Origin of the sequence: Bradyrhizobium algeriense, assembly GCF_003062295.1 — a bacterium.
GTDB classification, from domain to species: Bacteria; Pseudomonadota; Alphaproteobacteria; order Rhizobiales; family Xanthobacteraceae; genus Bradyrhizobium; species Bradyrhizobium algeriense.
This window is the reverse complement of sequence record NZ_PYCN01000003.1, coordinates 698393-717788: the sequence shown is the minus strand read 5'-3', so window position 1 is coordinate 717788 and position 19396 is coordinate 698393. Positions and strand designations below refer to the sequence as shown.

Annotated in this window: 16 protein-coding genes; 8 read left to right on the top strand and 8 right to left on the bottom strand. The window is 63.5% G+C overall.

The genetic code is table 11. From position 1 onward, the window contains the following. The first annotated feature begins 295 nt into the window (after positions 1–295). The 6 genes from C7G61_RS10925 (at position 296) to pncA (ending at position 7860) form a co-directional block, all read left to right on the top strand. Positions 296–2380 (top strand): hydantoinase/oxoprolinase family protein, encoded by a 2085-nt coding sequence (locus tag C7G61_RS10925; RefSeq protein ID WP_108514054.1) that lies wholly within the window; start codon positions 296–298, stop codon positions 2378–2380. A gap of 2 nt (positions 2381–2382) precedes the next feature. Then, positions 2383–4041 (top strand): hydantoinase B/oxoprolinase family protein, encoded by a 1659-nt coding sequence (locus C7G61_RS10920; RefSeq protein ID WP_108514117.1) that lies wholly within the window; start codon positions 2383–2385, stop codon positions 4039–4041. Between the two features lie 51 nt (positions 4042–4092). Continuing rightward, entirely contained in the window at positions 4093–5091 is a 999-nt protein-coding gene (locus tag C7G61_RS10915; protein WP_108514053.1) for a TRAP transporter substrate-binding protein, read from the top strand. A gap of 10 nt (positions 5092–5101) precedes the next feature. Beyond that, the gene (locus C7G61_RS10910; protein WP_108514116.1) at positions 5102–5695 is read left to right on the top strand and encodes a TRAP transporter small permease subunit; all 594 of its coding nucleotides are present in this window, start codon (positions 5102–5104) and stop codon (positions 5693–5695) included. Between the two features lie 55 nt (positions 5696–5750). After that, complete coding sequence (locus C7G61_RS10905; protein WP_108514052.1) at positions 5751–7055, top strand: TRAP transporter large permease; 1305 nt, start codon at positions 5751–5753, stop codon at positions 7053–7055. Positions 7056–7236: 181 nt separating this feature from the next. Then, on the top strand, positions 7237–7860 hold the full coding sequence (gene pncA, locus C7G61_RS10900; protein ID WP_108514051.1) for a bifunctional nicotinamidase/pyrazinamidase: 624 nt from the start codon (positions 7237–7239) through the stop codon (positions 7858–7860). A gap of 13 nt (positions 7861–7873) precedes the next feature. Here the strand turns inward: pncA and C7G61_RS10895 are convergent, their stop codons facing one another. The 8 genes from C7G61_RS10895 to C7G61_RS10860 are packed head-to-tail and all read right to left on the bottom strand — an operon-like array spanning position 7874 to position 15870. After that, entirely contained in the window at positions 7874–9430 is a 1557-nt protein-coding gene (locus C7G61_RS10895; RefSeq protein WP_108514115.1) for a hydantoinase/oxoprolinase N-terminal domain-containing protein, read from the bottom strand. Between the two features lie 4 nt (positions 9431–9434). Further along, positions 9435–10544 carry a DUF917 domain-containing protein gene (locus C7G61_RS10890; RefSeq protein ID WP_108514050.1) on the bottom strand — a complete coding sequence of 370 codons (1110 nt, stop codon included), beginning with the start codon at positions 10542–10544 and terminating at the stop codon, positions 9435–9437. Beyond that, positions 10541–11215, bottom strand: a complete 675-nt coding sequence (locus tag C7G61_RS10885) for an AroM family protein (protein WP_244608240.1) — start codon at positions 11213–11215, stop codon at positions 10541–10543. Before C7G61_RS10885 ends, C7G61_RS10890 begins: the two co-directional genes overlap by 4 nt. Positions 11216–11219: 4 nt before the next feature. Then, a complete protein-coding gene (locus C7G61_RS10880) occupies positions 11220–12293 on the bottom strand; it encodes an ABC transporter ATP-binding protein (protein WP_108514048.1) in 1074 nt (357 codons plus the stop codon). Further along, positions 12290–13348 (bottom strand): extracellular solute-binding protein, encoded by a 1059-nt coding sequence (locus C7G61_RS10875; protein ID WP_108514047.1) that lies wholly within the window; start codon positions 13346–13348, stop codon positions 12290–12292. The genes C7G61_RS10880 and C7G61_RS10875 overlap by 4 nt, the downstream gene beginning before the upstream one ends. A gap of 28 nt (positions 13349–13376) precedes the next feature. After that, entirely contained in the window at positions 13377–14198 is an 822-nt protein-coding gene (locus tag C7G61_RS10870) for an ABC transporter permease (protein ID WP_108514046.1), read from the bottom strand. Between the two features lie 8 nt (positions 14199–14206). Continuing rightward, complete coding sequence (locus tag C7G61_RS10865; RefSeq protein ID WP_108514045.1) at positions 14207–15079, bottom strand: ABC transporter permease; 873 nt, start codon at positions 15077–15079, stop codon at positions 14207–14209. Beyond that, on the bottom strand, positions 15076–15870 hold the full coding sequence (locus C7G61_RS10860; protein ID WP_108514044.1) for an IclR family transcriptional regulator: 795 nt from the start codon (positions 15868–15870) through the stop codon (positions 15076–15078). Before C7G61_RS10860 ends, C7G61_RS10865 begins: the two co-directional genes overlap by 4 nt. A gap of 368 nt (positions 15871–16238) precedes the next feature. Here C7G61_RS10860 and C7G61_RS10855 point away from each other — a divergent pair, with 368 nt between their 5' ends. Beyond that, entirely contained in the window at positions 16239–17801 is a 1563-nt protein-coding gene (locus C7G61_RS10855; protein WP_108514043.1) for an ABC transporter substrate-binding protein, read from the top strand. A gap of 4 nt (positions 17802–17805) precedes the next feature. Next, the gene (locus tag C7G61_RS10850; protein ID WP_108514042.1) at positions 17806–19389 is read left to right on the top strand and encodes a GMC family oxidoreductase; all 1584 of its coding nucleotides are present in this window, start codon (positions 17806–17808) and stop codon (positions 19387–19389) included. Positions 19390–19396: the final 7 nt, after the last annotated feature.

Here is a 19396-nt window from a genome sequence, read left to right as displayed (position 1 = left end):
AACTCGTAAAACAGTGCCGCCTGGTCGACCTGCCGAGGACCCATCATCGATTCAAATCTCCACCCACTAAGGGGAAATGAATCAGCGATCTCCTTCGGCTTCAACAGCCGAGTTTTTCAACAAAATCAGCCAAATGTGGTTGCAGTTGCTGGACCAGGCAGCGCGAGTTCGTCGAAGGTGCGCTGCATAGGTACCCGGCAAAATAGCTGGGCATGTCTCCGCGGGCGCAGTCAATGGCATGGAAATTGCTGAACATTTGGCTACAGTTCGTCGGCCAGCACGCGGAGGTTTTGGAATGCTTGAGGGAGCCGAAGTGCGGCTTGCCGTCGATATCGGAGGCACGTTCACGGATATCGTCCTGGATGTGGGTCAGGATCGCAGAACGCGCAAGGTGCTGACGACGCCCACGCGACCGGAGCAAGCGGTGCTGGACGGGATGCGTCTCATTCTGGCCGATGCGCGCGCCCACATATGCGATATCGACGTCTTCATTCACGGCACGACGCTCGCGACCAACGCCATCATTGAGCGCCGCGGAGCGAAGACGGCGCTTGTCGCAACGCAAGGTTTCCGCGATGTGCTCGATATCGGTACCGAGAGCCGCTACGATCAATACGACCTTGCGATCGACAAGCCGAAACCGCTGGCGCCGCGCGCCCTGCGTTTCACGGTCCCCGAGCGCATCGACGCACAGGGCGCCGTGAGGTTGCCGCTCGACGAAGCCGCCGTGCGTGCACTGGTGCCCGAACTGCGCGCGCAGAAAGTGGAAAGCGTCGCTTTCGCCTTCCTGCACTCCTATGCCAATCCCGAGCATGAACGGCGCGCCGCCGCGATCCTGAAAGAGGAAATGCCGGGCGTCTGGGTAACGCTGTCGTCGGCGGTGTGCCCTGAAATTCGCGAATACGAGCGGACCTCGACTGCGGTGGCCAATGCCTATGTGCAGCCGTTGATCGACGGTTATCTCGCGCGCATGGCCGAGGGGCTGCAGGCCGAGCAGTTTCGCGGCGCCATCTATCTCGTGACCTCGGGTGGCGGCGTCACTTCGATCGAGACGGCGCGGCGCTTTCCGGTGCGCCTGGTCGAATCGGGGCCGGCGGGCGGCGCGATTTTTGCGGCGCAGATCGCGGCGCGTCTCGGCGAGAGCAGGGTGCTGTCCTTCGATATGGGTGGCACTACCGCGAAGATCTGTCTGATCGAAAAGTACCAGCCCGAAACTTCGCGCGTGTTCGAGGTCGATCGCGCCGCCCGCTTCCTGAAAGGGTCGGGCCTGCCGGTGCGTATTCCCGTGATCGAGATGGTCGAGATCGGCGCCGGCGGCGGCTCGATCGCACGGGTCGACGCCTTGAAGCGCGTCACCGTCGGCCCCGAGAGCGCGTCATCCGAGCCGGGACCGGCCTGCTACGGCCGCGGCGGTCAACGCCCCGCCGTGACGGATGCGGACGTCGCGCTCGGCAAGATCGATCCGGACGCATTTGCAGGTGGGACGATCAAGCTTGACCCCGAACTGTCCAGACAGGCTTTATTGCGCGACATTGGCGAACCGCTGGGACTGTCGGCGGAAACGTCGGCCTACGCCGTGCATGAGGTCGTGTGCGAGAACATGGCGAGCGCCGCCCGCGTGCATGCGGTCGAGCGTGGCGCCGTCGTCGGCCAGCACACTCTGATCGCCTTCGGCGGCGCCGCGCCGCTGCATGCGGCCCGCGTCGCCGAGAAGATCGGCGTCTCGCGCGTGATCGTACCGTCCAATGCCGGCGTCGGCTCGGCTGTCGGATTTCTTGCCGCGCCCATCGCCTATGAGCTGGTGCGCAGCCGTCATGCCAGGCTCGATGCGTTCGATGTCACGGCTGTGTCGGACCTGCTGGATGAGATGGCGACCGAGGCGCGCGCCCTGGTCGAGCCCGGCGCCGCCGGTGCACCCGTGCGCGAACGCCGCGCCGCCTTCATGCGGTACGTCGGGCAGGGACACGAGATCACGGTCGAGCTGCCGAACCGGCGGTTGACGGCAGCGGATCTCGAAGGCCTGCGCCAGGCCTTCGAGACGGATTATGCGGCGTTATTCGAGCGGTCGATTCCGGGGGCTGCGATCGAGGTGCTGAGCTGGTCGGTGCTCGCGACCACCGAGCCGCGCAATCCGTTGCGCGTTGCCGAGGTGACGCGCAAGCCGGCCGGAAAAGCCGCGGGCAGCCGCAAGTTTTTCGATGGCCGCGCGGGGATGGTCGTCGAGATTCCGCTGTACCACCGCGACCAGATGGCGCCGGGAGCGACCATCGCAGGACCCGCTGTGATTGCGGAAGACGAGACATCGACATTCGTTTCGACGAACTTCGACGCCCATATCGACGGTGCCGGCAGCATCGTCATGGAACGGAAGGCGGCATGACCATGAATGAGTCAAGCGGCGCGAGCCTAATCGATCTGCAGATCATGTGGCACCGGCTGATCGCCGTGGTCGAAGAGCAGGCGCAGGTGCTGCTGCGCACGGCCTTCAGCCCGATCGTGCGCGAATGTGGCGACCTCTCAGCCGGTGTGTTCGACCTCAAGGGCCGCATGCTGGCGCAGGCGGTGACGGGTACGCCGGGCCACGTCAATTCCATGGCCGAGTCGGTCAAGCATTTCATCGCGCATTTCCCGATCGAGACGATGAAGCCGGGCGACGCCTACATCACCAACGATCCCTGGATGGGGACCGGCCACCTCAACGACTTCGTCGTCACCACGCCTTGCTTCAAGGACGGCAAGGCGGTCGCGCTGTTTTCCTGCACCAGCCATTTGATGGATATCGGCGGTATCGGTTTCGGGCCTGATGCCACCGACGTCTTCATGGAGGGGCTCTATATCCCGATGCTGAAGTTGATCGATCAGGGCGTCGTCAATGAAACGCTGATGGCGATGATCCGCAGCAACACGCGTCTGCCGATCGACACCGAGGGCGACACCTATTCGCTGGCCGGCTGCAACGATGTCGGCTGCCAGCGCCTTGTCGAGATGATGCGCGAATTCGAAATCTCTTCGCTCGATACGCTTGGCGATTTCATCTGTGACCGCTCGCGGGAGGCTGTGCTCGCCGAGATCGCCAAGCTGCCGAAGGGCGTCTGGCGCAACAGCATGGTCGTCGACGGCTATGATGCGCCGGTCACGCTCGCGGCGACGCTGACGATATCGGAGCGGGGCATTCACGTCGACTTCGACGGTACCTCGGGCGCCTCGAAGTTCGGCATCAATGTGCCGCTTTCCTATACCACCGCTTACACCGTGTTCGGCCTCGGCTGCGTGGTCGCCTCGCAGATTCCGAACAATGCAGGGTCGCTCTCGCTGCTGACCGTCGCCGCACCCGAGGGCTCGATCCTCAATGCGCCGAAGCCGGCGCCGGTGGCGTCGCGCCATGTCATCGGCCAGATGCTGCCCGACGTGGTGTTCGGCTGCCTGCGTCAAATCATTCCCGAGCGGGTGCCGGCCGAAGGAACATCCTGCCTGTGGAATCTGAATGTGCGCGGACAGACGCGCAGCGGCGCCGGCGGCAATTACGGATTCTCGATGGCGGTGACGAGCAACGGCGGCACCGGCGCGCGTTTTGCCAAGGATGGTTTGTCGGCCACGGCCTATCCCAGCGGCGTACGCGGCACGCCGGTCGAGATCGCAGAGACGCAGACGCCGTTGATCTTCTGGCGCAAGGAGCTGCGTCCGGATTCGGGCGGCGCCGGCCGCACGCGCGGAGGTCTCGGCCAGATCATCGAAGTCGGCAGCGGCGTGGATGCTCCGTTCGACATTCTGGCAGCCTTCGACCGCATCGATCATCCGCCCCGCGGCCGTGATGGCGGCCGTGACGGCGAAGCCGGCTATGTCGGACTGAAGTCGGGACAGAAGCTGCGCGGCAAGGGTTTTCAGACCGTGCCGCCGGACGATCGGCTGGTGGTGATGACGCCCGGCGGCGCCGGGATCGGCGACCCCGGGGAGCGCGCGCCGGAAAGCGTGCGCGATGACATCGAAGGCGGCCTCGTGTCCAGCGAGAATGCGGTTGTGGTTTACGGTTTCGCGGGCTGACGCGTCCAGCGGCGGCGCAGCACTTCAATTCCAATATGACGGAGAGAACGGATGATTACGCGACGGACTTTCGCAACGGGAGCAGCGACGATGCTCGCCGCCGGCCATCTCTCGACGCGCGCCACGGCGGCAACGGCAAGCTGGGACCTGTCGACGGTGTGGCCCGACGGCAATTTCCACACCCATAACGCCAAGGCTTTCGCCGATGCGGTCAAGAAGCAGACCGACGGCAGCGTCAACATTACGGTGAAGGCCGGCGGCCAGCTCGGATTCAAGGGGCCGGAACATCTGCGCGCCGTGCGCGATGGTCTGGTTCCGCTTGCCGACGTGCTCAATATCCAGCAGGTTGGCGACGAGCCCTTCATGGGCGTCGAAAGCATTCCGTTTCTCGCCGTCTCCATGGACGAGCTGAAGATCCTGCACAAATATGTGCGACCCGAATACGACAAGGTCGCCGAGCGCAACAATCAGAAGATCCTTTATATCGTGCCCTGGCCGACGCAATATCTTCACCTCAAGGTGAAGGTGGGGGGCATCGAGGGGCTGAAGAACATCAAGATACGCGTGCCCGACAAGAACGCCGTCGACATGCTGAACGCGGTCGGCATGGCGCCGGTCATGATTCCCTGGGGCGAGACCATTCCGGCGCTAGCGTCGGGCGCGGTCGCCGGGGTTTCGACCTCGGCGGTATCCGGCGTCGACGGCAAGTTCTGGGAGTTCATGAAGTACATCTATCCGACCAACCATGTGTGGTCGTCGCAGATGGTGACCGTCAATCTCGATTCCTGGAAGGCTTTGAGCGCAGATCAGCAGAAGCTGGTCGCCGGCATCGCCGCGAAGATGGAGCCGGATTTCTGGGCCAATTCGCTCAAGGCCGACGTCGACAGCCTCAACCGCCTCAAGGAGGGCGGCATGGAGGTCGTGCCGGTGACGGATGCGATGATGACGGATATCCGCGCCCGGACCGCGCCGCTGCTGGAGGCGTTCCTCAAGCGCGTGCCGGCGGCGGACAAGCCGGTGCGGGCCTATCTCGCCGAAATCAAGCGCTAGGAGCGTGGCCGTGGTGAGCGTGCTGCCTGCTCCGCCGGAAAGCCTCAACGCAGCGGCGCCGGCGCCGCTGCGCATCCTGCTCGACGCGATCGATCGCCTCGGCCGGCTCGACGGCTGGATCGGCGGCGGCTGCCTGCTGGCGCTGACGCTGCTGATGCTTGCCGAGGTCGCGACGCGCTTGCTGTCGAATTTCCTGCCGTTCTTTCCTCCGAGCATCTCGATCGCCTGGGAGTATTCCTCCTATCTAATGGCGGCCTCCTTCACCTTCGGCGCGGCCATGACGCTGCGTGTCGGCGGCCATATCCGTGTCGTGCTGCTCTTGAAGAACGTACCGGCGCCGGTCCGGCGTGCGCTGGAGATCCTCTCGGCGTTCGCCGGCTTCGTCTTCATGGCGTTCCTGACCTCGGCGATGGTCAAGTTCGCCTGGGGGTCCTTCACGCGCGGGCAGCTGTCGACGGCAAGCGACACGCCGCTGTGGTTTCCGCAAGCCGTCGTCACCTTCGGGATGCTGCTGCTGACGCTGCAATTTCTGGCGCGCGCCATCCAGGCGGCGCTCGGGCTGCCGCTCGAAGATCATCGCATGAAGGCTTCGCCCGTCGAATGACCACGCGCGCAACGAAGGCCAGCGCCGCCGCTCCTGCCGCCGGAAAGCGAGTTTCATGAGTATCGAAGTCGTCAGCCTGTTCGCCATTCTGTTCGCGCTGCTGGCGGGGGGCCTCTGGATCGGGTTGACCCTTGCACTCACCGCGACCTTGCTGCTTGCGATGTTCCGGTCGATCCCGCTCGACAAGCTGCTTCCGCAATACGCCTGGAACATCCTGACCACGCAGGAGCTGCTGGCTTTGCCGCTGTTCATCCTGATGGGCGAGCTGTTGTTCCGCACCAAGTTGTCGCGATCGCTGTTTCAGGGGCTGGCGCCGTGGGCCGGACTGCTGCCAGGACGTCTGCTGCATGTGAACGTGATCGGCTGCACGATCTTCGCGGCGATCTCGGGTTCGTCGGCGGCGACGACGCAAGTGATTGGCCGCATGTCGCTCAACGAACTGCTGCGCCGGGGTTATTCCAGGGATATCGCGATTGGCTCGCTCGCAGGCGCCGGCACGCTTGGCTTTCTGATTCCGCCCTCGAACATCATGATCATCTATGGCGTACTCGGCGACGTCTCGATCCTGAAGCTGTTCACCGCCGGAGTCCTGCCGGGCCTGCTGCTGGCGGGGACTTTCATGGCCTGGGTGATGCTGCATACCACCCTGAACCGGACGCTGGTGCCGGAGGCCGAGGCGAAGCTTGCGCTGGTCCCCTGGCGTGAACGCTTCGCCGCGCTGAAGGACCTTGCACCGGCTTTGTTTCTGATCGCATGCGTGCTCGGCTCGATGTATGGCGGCCTTGCGACGCCGTCGGAGGCGGCTGCGGTCGGCGTACTCGGCGCCGCGCTCGTCGCCTGGGGCCAGGGATCGTTGTCGCAGCAGGTGATGCGCGATGTGGTCATCGGGTCGGTGGTCACCTGCTCGATGATCGCGCTGATCGTGCTCGGCGCGTCGATCCTGGGGAACGCCGCGGCGTTCCTCGGCATCCCGCAATCCGTGGCCGCGTTTGTGAAAGGCCTTGGCCTGTCGCCCTTCATGCTGATCGTCGTGCTGATCGGCTTCTACCTTGTCCTCGGTTGTTTCCTCGACGGCTTTTCGATGATCGTGATGACGTTGCCGATCGTGCTGCCGATCGTGAAGGCCTCGGGCTTCGATGAGATCTGGTTCGGAATCTTCCTCGTGCTTGCCGTCGAGATGGCGCAGATCACGCCGCCTGTCGGCTTCAACCTGTTCGTTATCCAGGGCCTGACGGATGACGGGCTCGGCTATATCGCGCGCGTGACGGCACCCTACCTGATCATCATGGTCGGCTTCGTGCTGCTGCTGACGCTTTTTCCGGGCATCGTCACGATCCTGCCCAAACTTCTCTACGGATAACCGCCCCCACGCCGCGGAAGACTGCCGCGACCGACCCCGATTGGCACACCGGCTTTCCAGGGTGAGCACGGCAGAAAGGTGTTCCGCGATTATAAATTAGCCTTGCTTTCCATGGTGGCTTGCTTTGGAAAACGCTTGTCTTGCGCTAGAGTTTGGCGATCAAGACAATCGCAGGTCCAGAATGCAGATCCGACCAGGCACCGATGATTTGTTGCTGATAATCGACGTGCAGAACGATTTCTGCCCTGGCGGCGCGCTTGCCGTCGCCGATGGCGATGCCGTGGTGCCAGTCATCAATCGCCTCGCCGAACGCTTCGATCATGTGGTGCTGACCCAGGACTGGCATCCGCCAGGCCACAGCTCTTTCGTCACGTCGCATCCGGGAGCGAGCCCCTTCGAAAGTGTCGCTATGCCATATGGTCAGCAAACGCTTTGGCCCGATCATTGCGTCCAGGGCACCGCCGGGGCGGCGTTTCATCCGGAACTCGCGGTCGACCGCGCAGAGCTGATAATTCGGAAAGGCTTCCGTCCCGAAATCGATTCTTACTCTGCATTTTTTGAAAACGATCGGCGCACGCCTACCGGTCTGGCGGGTTACTTGCGCGACCGCGGCTTGCAGCGAGTCTTCCTCGCCGGGCTCGCCACCGATTTTTGCGTCCACTATTCCGCCGTGGATGCGCGCCGGCTCGGCTTCGACACCGTGCTTGTTGAGGCCGGATGCAAGGCAATCGATCTCGCGGGCTCGCTCGACGCCGCCTGGGCAGGGATGGCTGCCATCGGCGTGCAGCGTGTCAATGATCTTTAGTGCGAGCCGTCGCTTAGGCGACCTCCCGGCTGGCTTCGATCCGGTTGAGCGCGCCGGCAACCCGGACGCGGACGCGCAGTGAATTGCCCGGCAGGTAAGCGATCGGCATATCCTCGATCTCGATTGTCTTCAGGCTGCCGGGATCGGCGCCCGCGTTGATAGCCTTGCGTTCAGCGATTTCCAACGCCGCCGCAATGGCCTCGTCGCGTGCGAGATCGCGGAAGACCTGATCGGCCTCGCCGCTGACGCGGGCAATCGCTGCGCCGACAGCATTGGCGCAATCGCCGAAGGGAACCCGGATGATCTGCGAAACGCCGGCGAGCTTTTCGGGCACCAGGAAGGCGCCGCCGCCTACCGCAATCAGGGGCGCGTCGCCGGCCTCGGTTTTCATGCGGTCGATATTTTCTTCGAGCTGCCGCGTGGCGTCGGCGAGCGCCGCGGCGATCATATCCTTCGAGATCGACGCGACGCGGGAGCGATCGCCGACATCGAGCAGTCCGGCGGCGACTGCGATATCGGTCGCGGTCAACTGTGCGCCACCGAAGACAAGCGCGTCCTGCGTCAGACGGTAGCCGACGCTGAGCGGGCCGACCCTCGTCGATGCTGGGTCGATATGGCTGCCGCCACCGAGACCGATCGACAGCAGGTCCGGCATGCGGAACAGCGTGCGCACGCCGCCGATCTCGACGACCGCATTCGCCTCGCGCGGAAATCCATGGCGCAATTGGCCGATATCGCTTGTTGTGCCGCCGACGTCCACGACCAGAGCGTCTTCCAGCCCGGACAGGTGCGCCGCGCCGCGCATCGAGTTGGTCGCCCCGGAGGCAAAGCTCATCACGGGAAAGGCGATGGCGGTTTCAGCCTGCATCACCGTGCCGTCGTTTTGGGTGAGGAACAGCGGGGCGTCGATGCCACTTTGGGCGGTCGCCTTGCGGAAGGCGGCCACCGTTTCGACGGCGAGGTCGTGCAGCACCGCATTGAGAAGCGCCGCATTCTCGCGTTCAAGTAGACCGATCCGTCCAAGATCATGCGACAAAGTCACGGCGACGTCCGGGCAGATCTCCTGCAGGATATCGCGTGCCGCAATTTCGCAGCTCGGATCGAGCGGCGAAAAGATCGACGAGACCGCCACCGAGCGCAGCCCGATATCGCCGATGCGCCGTGCGGCCGCGCGCATGCCGGCGGTGTCGAAAGGTACGATCGGTCGGCCGTCATAGTCGTGGCCGCCTTCGAGCATGAAAATCTCGCCGCGCACGCCTTCGGCGAGGTCCTGCGGCCAATCGCAGAATGGTGGCAGCGAAGCGCTGGCCGGCATGCCGATCCGGATGGCCGCGACTTTCATCAAATTCCGGCGTTGGACCACGGCGTTGATGAAGTGCGTGGTTCCGATCACGACCGCGTCGACCGGCCCCCGCGCGGCGGGATCGGCGCGCAACGCCTTCAGGGCGTCGAGGATGCCGGATGTCACATCCTTCGTGGTGGGACGTTTGACAGCGAAAACCACCTTGTCGCCATCCAGCAGCACGGCGTCGGTATTGGTGCCGCCGACGTCAATTCCAATGCGTCGCATCAAGCTACACTCCAGCGCCAGCGCGCTCTTCGAAAACGGAACGGAAATCCAGGTCGTAGCCAAAGGCGCGGGGCCCGACGAATTCGAGGCCGCGCGGGCTCGTCAGGACGGCGGGAGCGGGCAGGGCCACCACGGTGACACGCTGGCCGTAGCGGACCGTCTCGGTGCCGACCGCATGGCCCGAGACGCTCTCGAGCACGCAGATCAGGTCTGGTGACATCGCAACAGCCTTGCCTTCGCGCCAGGCGACGATCCACTCGTTCTGGAACGAGAGTTCCAGCCGCGAGCCGCGGTCGTCATCAATGCCCTCGATCGCGACGGAGCCGCGCAGAAAGCCTTCCGTCGTCCGGCGGGCGACATCGACTACCTTGCCGGTGAAGAGCCGCTTGCCGCCTTCGCTTTCGAGCAGGGCTGCGATCGGATCGGTGTGCAGGCGGTTGGCTTCGCGCACCAGCCGGCCGATCCGGATCGCGGCAGTGGTCGTGAAGTGAATGCCCCAATCCTTCACTTCCCGGCCGGTGCGGGGTGCCTTGCTGGTCGAAGCGATCGAGCCCATCTCGACGCAGATCTTGCGACTGGCCCGCTCCATCCATTTCCAGCTTGGCACTTTCGTGACAATCGCTTCGATGCCGCGCGGATCGTACAGCGTGCAAGGGTAGGGTCGCAGCCCGCCGATCGCCACCGAAGTCATCTGCGCCTCGGGGAAGGCGCGCCCCATGCAATCGGCATCGACGACGGGTATATTGAGATGGGCGGCGGCCATCAGCGCCTGCGTGCCGTTGCCGCCACCGATCTCGACCGACATCACGGCGCGGAATTTGAAACCGCCGAATTCCTCCTGCATCTCAACTGCGCGGGCGATGTTGCGGCTGTCAGCCAGGCGCTCCTGGCCGATCAGCGGCGCCCCCATGTTGGAAACGACCGCGACACGATCGTCATCATCGAGATCCAGCGGCGACATCAACTGCACGCGATGGCCTTCCGCGTAAAGCCGGCGCAGGTTGAGCAGGCCCAGATAGGGGCTGCCGCCGCCGCCGGTGCCGAGAATCCAGGCGCCGACGGCGAGGGATTCAATATCCGCAAGCGTGATTTCGGTTAGGGCTGGCTCATTCATGCGACCAGCTCCTCGACGGCACGTGCGGCGGCGGCGATGGCGAGGATGACCGGCCCGCCATAGCTCTGGCGTACACGCGCCTTGTTGGCGCGCGTGTAGCTCATGCAATCCATCACGACGAGATCCGGCGACAGGGCCGCCATTTTCCGAGCGGCCTCATCGACGGCTCCGGCATCGGAACCCGGCCGCAACGTCACGCCGACAATCTCGACGTCTGGTCGCTGCCATTTTCCGGCGATCAGCGCCGTCTGTTCCGGCAGCGGCGAGAAGATTCCGAGACGTCCCTTCGGAAAAACCGCCTCGACCATATGGTGCAGCACGGCCGAGGGCAGGATCACCAGGCCGTTCGGCGCAAGATTTGGAAATTTACCGGTGCAGGCGAGCATGGCGACCTTGACGCCCTCGCGCGCGAAATTCTCGATCTGGATCGCCGCCCGGACCTCGACCGCCTTCTTGCTGATAGTGACGTTGTCGCCATCCGGCAGCAGGGTGAACAGGGCGTCGTGGCCGTCGCTCGGCGGAATCGCGTCTATCTCGGCGCGCGTCATGCCGTCGAGCGCCCCGCGCAGATCGATCTCCAGCCCGGGTGATAGCACCGCTGCGATTTCGTTCACGACGGAAGGCCGCGGGCTCTGGCCGATAACGACCACGCCCATGCGTTGTTGTTGCATGATATCAATCCCTCAAGATCACGATGTCGGACGGTTTCCAGCGCAGGGCCACGGCAGCGCCGGCTTGAAACAGCTCAAGTGAGCCATTGTTGGGTTGTTGCGCGAGCACGCGCCTGCCGCCGGCCGTCTCGATGCGGTAAAGCACCGAGCCGCCCTGGAAATTAGCGCTCTCGACGACACCATCGAGGCCATGTCCGGTTCGCGCGGACGGGGTGGCCAGACTGATCTTTTCCGGCCGAAGCGCGATTGAAACCGCACCGGTCGCCTCTGGCGGGGCGGCAAGCTCGATCGACAGACCCTTGTCGACCTGCAAGACGGAACCGCCCCCTCCATCGCGGATCACCTCGCCGCGGAACAGGTTGGTGTCACCGATGAAATCAGCGACGAAGCGCGTGCTTGGCCGGTCGTAAATATCGGACGGGGCGCCGATCTGCTCGACCTTGCCGGCATTCATCACGGCGATCCGGTCGGACATGGCGAGCGCTTCTTCCTGGTCGTGGGTGACAAAGACCATGGTCAGGCCGAGTTTGCGCTGCAGCTGCTTCAGTTCGAACTGCATCGCTTGCCGCAGCTTCTTGTCGAGCGCGCCGAGCGGTTCGTCGCAAAGCAATACCCGCGGCTCGATCACAATGGCGCGGGCCAAAGCGACGCGCTGCTGCTGGCCCCCGGAGAGCTGACCGGGGCGGCGGTCCTCGTATCCGACAAGTTCCACCTGTGCCAACGCATCCGCGACCTTGCGGGCAATCGTGGTGCGCTCCATGCCGCGCATGCGCAAGCCGAAGGCAACGTTTTCGCCGACCGTGCGATGCGGAAACAGCGCATAGTTCTGGAATACCATCCCCATGTCGCGCTTGTGTGCCGGCACATGGGTGACATCGACCCCACCGACCTCGATGACGCCTTCGGTCGGCGTCTCGAAGCCGGCTATCATGCGCAGTGTCGTCGTCTTGCCGCAGCCGGAGGGCCCCAGCAGCGAGAAGAATTCTCCCTCTCGAATGCTCATATCGACGGCATCGACGGCGCGCGTGTTGCCGTCATAGGTCTTGGTGACGCCTACAATGTCGATACGGGCGCTCATGCGCGGAAGATGCGGTTGACGCGGGAATCGATCTCGTCCTTGCGCGCGTTGTACCATTTCCAGTCGGGCTGGATCAGCTTGGCGACCTTCTCCGGCGTGGTCAGAAGTTTTTCATTGTACTTGTCGTCGAGCTTCACCTTGCTGTTGGCAGGTGAATACCAGACCGACTCGGCCAGCGTTTTCTGCACGCTCGGGCGCAGCATGTAATTCACATAGGCGTTGGCGAGTTCGCGAACCTTGGTGCCCGGCGTGAGCGTGAGGACTTGCTCCAGTGAGAGAACGCCCTCGGACGGCGCGACGAAGGTGGTCGGCTGGTTCTGGCCGTCATAGCGCAGGATGCCGGAATCATGGATCACCGCAAGGCCCACTTCGCCTGAAAGGATCATCTTTTCCATCGTGCCGGTGAAGTCGACCAGCTTGACCGGCTTCAGCTTTTCCATCGCCGCATAGGCGGCGTCGAGATCGGTCATGCCCTTGCCAAAGAGCGCGCCGCTCATCATCAGGAAGGCCTGGCCGAGGCTGTTCACCGGAATGACATAGCCGCCGCGCACGCCGTCATAGGCACGGTCCCAGAGGTCCTTCCAGGACGAGACCTTGCCGTAGCCCTTGTCGGTGCGCATGCCGAGGCCGATGGCGCTGGTGAAGATGCAGACGCCGACCATCTTGTCGCTGACCGCGTAAGGATAGACGTCGGCGATATTCGGGACCTGCTTGGCGTCGATCTTGGCTTCGACGATCCCCATCTCCAGCGCAGCCCATTGCTCGTTGGAATTGGTGTGCAGCACGTCATAGACCGGCGCTGAACGTGGGCTGGCCTGGAGCTTGGGCAGGTATGGAAAGGCCGAGTCCGTCTCGACCTTGCACTTGAACTCCTTCTCGAAGGCGGGGATCAACTCGCTCGACATGGTTTGTCCCCATTTGCCACCCCATCCGGTGATGCGCAGCGTCGCTGCATCGGCGCGGGCGATGTGGGGAGCGGCGATCACGCCGATGCCGGCGGCGGCGCTGGTGGCGAGGAACTGACGTCGGTTCAGCGGCAGTCGGGTCATGGTCATGGGACGATCCTTTCTCAGGAGATGACAGTCACAGCTTGGCGTAGGACCTGAGCCCGACCGTGCGATCGAGCCCGAAGACGACGAGCACGGCGAGCAGAATCGAGACCACCGAGGCGGCGCCGATCGTTCCGTCAAGATCGAACTTCAGATAGTTGAACAACGTGATCGGCAGGGTTTCGCGGCCCGGGGAGACCAGGAAAAGCGATACCGGAAACTGGTCGAAGGAGACGATGAAGGCGAACACGGCTCCCGCCATAACGCCGGGTTTGGTCAACGGCAGCGTCACCTCGAAATAGGTGCGCAAGGGACCGGCGCCGAGGTTGCGCGCAGCTTCTTCCAGGCGGGTATCGAAGTTCTGCAGAACCGCCAGCGTGGTGCGCACCACATAGGGAATCGATACCAGGGTATGGCCGAGCACCAGTCCCCAGAGCGGGCGGCCGACATCCAGCAGGACGTAGGATTGGAACAGCGCAAGGCCGGTCAGGATCGCCGGCAGCATCAGCGGAGACAACATGATCGCGGTGATGACGCGCGAGCCGGGCAGTCCCCCGCGCGCCAAGGCGAGCGCGGCGCTGGCGCCGAACAGGGTCGCGGCGATGGTCGTCATCGCGGCGACCTCAAGGCTCAACCACAAAGCATTCATGAAATCGCGCGAGGCGAAGAATTTTTCGAACCAGCGCAACGAAACGCCAACCGGCGGAAACTGGATATAGGGGGTCGGATTGAGGGCGAATACGAAGACGATGGCGATCGGTGCCAGCAGGAAAGCCAACACCGCGACATTGAGGGCCAGGTAGCAGAAGCGGCCCAGGCGAAGGGTAAGGCGAGGGGTGGACGGTGCGGTGATCATTGGCTGCCTCACTGCAGATCGCGCTGGCCGGAGACCAGCCCGAGGATGCGGTTATAGGCAATGACCAGAACCAGCGAGATGGTCAGCAGCACCATGCCGAGCGCCGCGGCAAAGCCGACATTGAAGCTTGAGGAGATCTGCTGGTAGATCAGCATGGGCAGCGTCATGATCTGGAAGCCGCCCATCAGGATCGGGGTGACATAGGCGCTGATGGCCAGCGCAAAGACCAGGAGCGAGCCGGCCAGGATGCCCGGCAGGCTCAGGGGCAGCGTCACTTCGAGGAAAGCGCGGAGCGGCGAGGCACCAAGATTTTGCGCCGCATGCTCCAGCCGCTCGTCGATCCGCCCGATGACGCCGACCAGGGTCAGAACCATGTAGGGCACGTAGATATGCGTCAGGCCCAGCACGATGCTGAATTCGTTGTACATCAGCGGCAGCGGTTTCGAGATCAGGCCGAGGCCGATCAAGGCCTGGTTGATCGCGCCCTTGTCCGACAACAGCGCCATCCAGGCGAAGGTGCGGACGACAATGCCCGTCAGCATCGGCGTCAATACCGCCATCATCAGCATGGCATAGGCTGTGCGGCCACGAACACGTGCCATCAAATGGGCCAGCGGGTAGCCGATCAGCAAGGCCGCCAGCGTGGTGAGCAGGCCAATCCGCAGCGTGGTCCAGATCACTTCGAAATAATAAGTGTCGTCGAGAATCCTCCGATAATATTTGGTCGTGAAATCGACGTTTGCCTGCACGACCGGATTGCCGGTGAGCAGGCTGATCATGGCCATCAGCCCCATCGGCAGGAAGAAGAACAGGGCGAACAGCAGCGCGCTCGGCGCGATCAGCCAGGCGATAGGCGTGATGCCCGCGCGAGCCGCATTCATCTTGCTGCGGCCTTGCGTATGGGTGTGGCGCTATCCAGCGCGAGCCATATCGGATCATCGAAGAGCCGCCCGAGGTCGACCGCCATCGCACGCAAAGCTTGCCAAAGCTTCGCGCGCTCTTCAGCTGAGGTCAGCTGGCTCGGATAGGATACGGCGACCCCGATCGTTTCATTGGTGTCGCGACGGGTGAGTGCGAAACCCAGCGAGCCTACGCCCGGCAAGGATTCATTGCTGGCTTCGGAATAGCCGGTGCGGCGGATTTCGGCGATACGCGCCATCAGCGCCGTCAGATTCCGCGGCGCAGACGGCGAGATGGCAGGCAACGGTTTCGGCATGCGGGCGCGAATATCTGCGTCGCTGAGGCGCGCAAGCATGGCGCGGCCGTTGGATGTCGCGAAGGCCGGCGCGCGTACACCCGGCGGCGTCACCACCTGAAGCGGATTGGATCCGGGGACAACGCGCAGCACGACCTGTTCGGCGCCGTCGAGCACCGAGATGTAGCCGGTATGGCCGGTCTTGGCGCAGACCGCGCGCAGCCGCTGCTCGGCGAGGGCCACAAAATCATTTTGAGTCCGATGCAAGCGGCCGAGTTCGAACACCAGCAGGCCCGGCCGATAGCGGCGGGTCAAGGCGTCTTGCTCCAGCAGTCCACATTCCTTGAGCTGACGCAGCAGCCGTGACGTCGAGCTCTTCGGCTTGCCGGTGAGCCTGATCACGTCGGCATTGCTGATCTCCGGTTGATGCGGCGCGAAGCAGCGCAGGATTTCGATGGCGTTGTCGAGGGCGCTCATGGTCTTGAACAGGCTTTCCGAATAGTTCCGGAAAATGGAACAGAGTTTTTAATTTTGAGACTTGGAAGGGAGGCCGTCAACGGGTGGATGCGCAGCATTTTTGAACAATCCGCGCTCAAAATTCGCGCAACTGACCAAAGATTGCTTGTTTGAGTGACGTCGTTGAGTTGGCTCAGTCTCGCCGCGACATTCCTGGCGCGGCGTCGCTATCACCGCGCATGTGATCAAACGCGCATCAGGTAGTCGCTGTGACATGAGCAGCGCAGCCCCTGCGGCATGGACATTGCTTGAAAGAGCAACTGCTCGCGAGGTGCATTATCCCGTTCCAAATCCTCCCAGACTCTGCTCACGAACCTGAAAAGGCACCCATGTCCAAATTGAAGGCTTTCATCCCCGCGATGTTTTCGCTCGCGCTTATCGCGGCTCCGGCGGTTACGCCGGCCTATGCCAGCGGCAATCTTGTCGCGGTGCTGGAAGCGGAAATCGCCACGCTCGATCCGCATTTTACGCCGGCCTATATCTCGCGAACCTTCGGATTCATGGTGTTCGACACCCTGTTCGCAAAGGACGCCAAAGGCGAAGTCAAGCCGCAGATGGTGCAGGACTGGAAGGTTTCGCCTGACGGACTGATCTACACGTTCACGCTGCGCGACGGCCTGAAATGGCATGACGGCGGGCCGGTCACATCCGCGGACTGCGTAGCGTCGCTGCGACGCTGGGGCCAGCGCAACGCACTCGGCCGGCGAATCTTCGCCATCACCGCGTCGCTCGAACCGAGTGATGCCAAAACTTTCGTGCTGACGCTGAAAGAGCCGTCGGGTCTGGTGATCGACGCGCTCGGTAATCCCGTGAGCCCCGTCGCCTTCATGATGCCCGAGCGCGTCGCCAAGACGCCCGCCGATCAACGCATCACCGAAATCGTGGGCTCCGGACCGTTTGTCTATAGCAAGGCTGATCACCGCACCGGCGATCGCATGATCCTGAAGAAATTCGCCGATTATGTGCCGCGTTCCGAACCTGCCGACTTCCTGGCCGGTGGCAAGCGCGTCAACGTCGACACGCTGGAAATTCGCGTCATCCCCGACGGTTCCACCGCCGCATCCGCGCTGCAGACCGGCGAGGTGGATTTCATGCAGTACGCGCCGTTCGATCTGCTGCCGGTCCTCGAAAAGAATGCCAAGGTGAAGGTCGTGAACTTCACCGGAGGCAACATGTTTGCTGGCGCCTATCGCCTCAACGCCGCGCAGAAGCCGTTCGACGATCCGGCGATCCGGCGCGTGCTGTGGAAGCTGGTCGATCAGCGCGAGGTGTTGGACGGGTTGGGCCTTGATGCCAAATACGCCACACCTTGCGCAACATTCTTCACCTGCGGCACCACCTATGACAGCAAGGCCGGGACCGACGCTGCAGCGAACCCATCCATCGAGGCGGCGCGCGCGGCACTCAAGGCGACGAAATACGCCGGCGAGCCCATCATTGTGATGCAGGCGAGTGACCTTGAGGCGCCGCGCATTTCGGCGCAGGTTCTTGCAGAGAAGCTGAAGCAGGCCGGCTTCAACGTCGATCTGCAGGTGATGGATTGGGCCTCGGTGCTGGCGCGCCGTACCAAGAAGGAAGGCTGGAGCGTTTATGGCGTTCACGCCGGCGGCTTCGATCTGGCCTCGCCGCTTACGAACGTCATGGTGGCGTTCAATTGCGTCGACTTCACAGGCTGGCAATGCGACCCGCGCATCGCGCCGCTGCTGGATGCCTTCGCCAAAGCACCCGCCGAGGAAGATCGCAAGAAGATCGCTGCGGAGATTCAGACTGTGATGTACGATCAGGCTCCGGGCATTCCGTGGGGGCAGTTCGCCCAGCCGGCTGCCTATCGCGCCAATCTGCGCGGTTTGATACCGTCGGCGATTCCGATTTTCTGGAACATCGAGAAGTAACGCCATGTATGACGTCATTGTAGTCGGCGGCGGCTCTGCCGGCGCCGCGGTTGCCGCCCGGCTGTCCGAGGACCCCGCCAGGCGCGTGCTGCTGCTGGAAGCCGGCCTTGACTGGCGCGCCGACGAGGCGCCCTGGGAAGTCCGCACGCCGAACCCGATCCCGATCATTCACAAGCGCGAATATCAGGAGAAATGGCAGTGGCCGAATCTTTTGACCCGCCGGGTGGCGGGACAGGAGGCGCGCTTCTATTGGCGCGGCAAGGGCCTCGGCGGCAGTTCGATGATGAACGGCCAGATCGCCATCCGCGGCGTCGCGGACGCGTTCGACGACTGGGCGGCCGGTGGCTGCACCGGCTGGTCGGCAAAAGAGATAATGCCGCTGTTCTCGGTCATCGAGGATGATTTCGAGTTCGGCGACAGCGCGGGCCATGGCCGTGGTGGACCGTTGCCGGTCTATCGCGCGCCGCCGGAGAAGTGGGGCCCGATCGACCGTGGGCTCCGCGACGCCGCGCTGGCATCGGGGTATCCGTGGTGTGCTGACCTCAACGGACCGGATGGCGAGGGTGTCGCGTGCTATCCGATCAACAGCCGCGACAACCGCCGCATCACCACCAATGAAGCCTATCTGGAGCCGGCGCGCGGCCGCGCCAACCTGGAAATCCGGGGGCATGCGCTGGTCGATCGCCTCTTGATCAGGGATGGCCGGGCCACCGGCGTACTGGTTCACATCGAAGGGCAGGGCAGTTTGGAAATCAGCGCGCGCGAGATCGTGCTGTGCGCCGGCGCCATCCACAGCCCGGCGATATTGCTGCGTTCGGGCATCGGCCCCGCCGACGAACTGAAGGCGATGGGCATCGCAGTCGAGCGCGACCTGCCGGTCGGCAAGCACTTCTTCGACCATCCGCTGTTTCGCGCCACCATACAGCTGCGCGAAGAGTTTCGGCCGAGGGACCCGGATACGCGTCATACCAACTGCTGCGTGACGTATTCGTCCGGGCTTGCGGATGGCGGCAAGCGCGACATGATCCTGATTGCCTTCAACCACCGCGGCATCGGCACCCCCGGCGCCATCGGCGCTGGTCTGTTCAACGCCTACTCGCGCGGTCATTTGAAGCTGGCTTCGACCGACGCTTCGATCGACCCGATCGTCGAAGAAAACATGCTTGCCGACGACCGCGACCTGCTGCGCATGGTCGACGCGGTGAAGCGACTGGCCGTGCTCACCACCCAGCCGGCGCTGGCTGAAATCAGCGACTGGATTCGCCTGATCGATACCGACCTGACGCTGCCGCAGGCCGCTTCACTGCCGAATGGGGAGCTCGAAGCGCTGCTCCGCCGCGAAACCGGCGACATTCAGCATGCCGCCGGTTCCTGTCGCATGGCGGGCTTCAACGACGCCAATGGCGTGGTGAATCCGGATGGCACCGTGAAAGGAATCGCCGCGCTGCGCGTGGCGGACGCTTCGATCATGCCGTCCGATTGCCGCGCCAACACCCATTTCACCACGGTGGTGATTGGCGAGGCGATTGCGCGGATGATGATGCGGAAGACGGACGTGTCGAACAACGCTGCCGCCATGGCGCTGTAAGCAACGA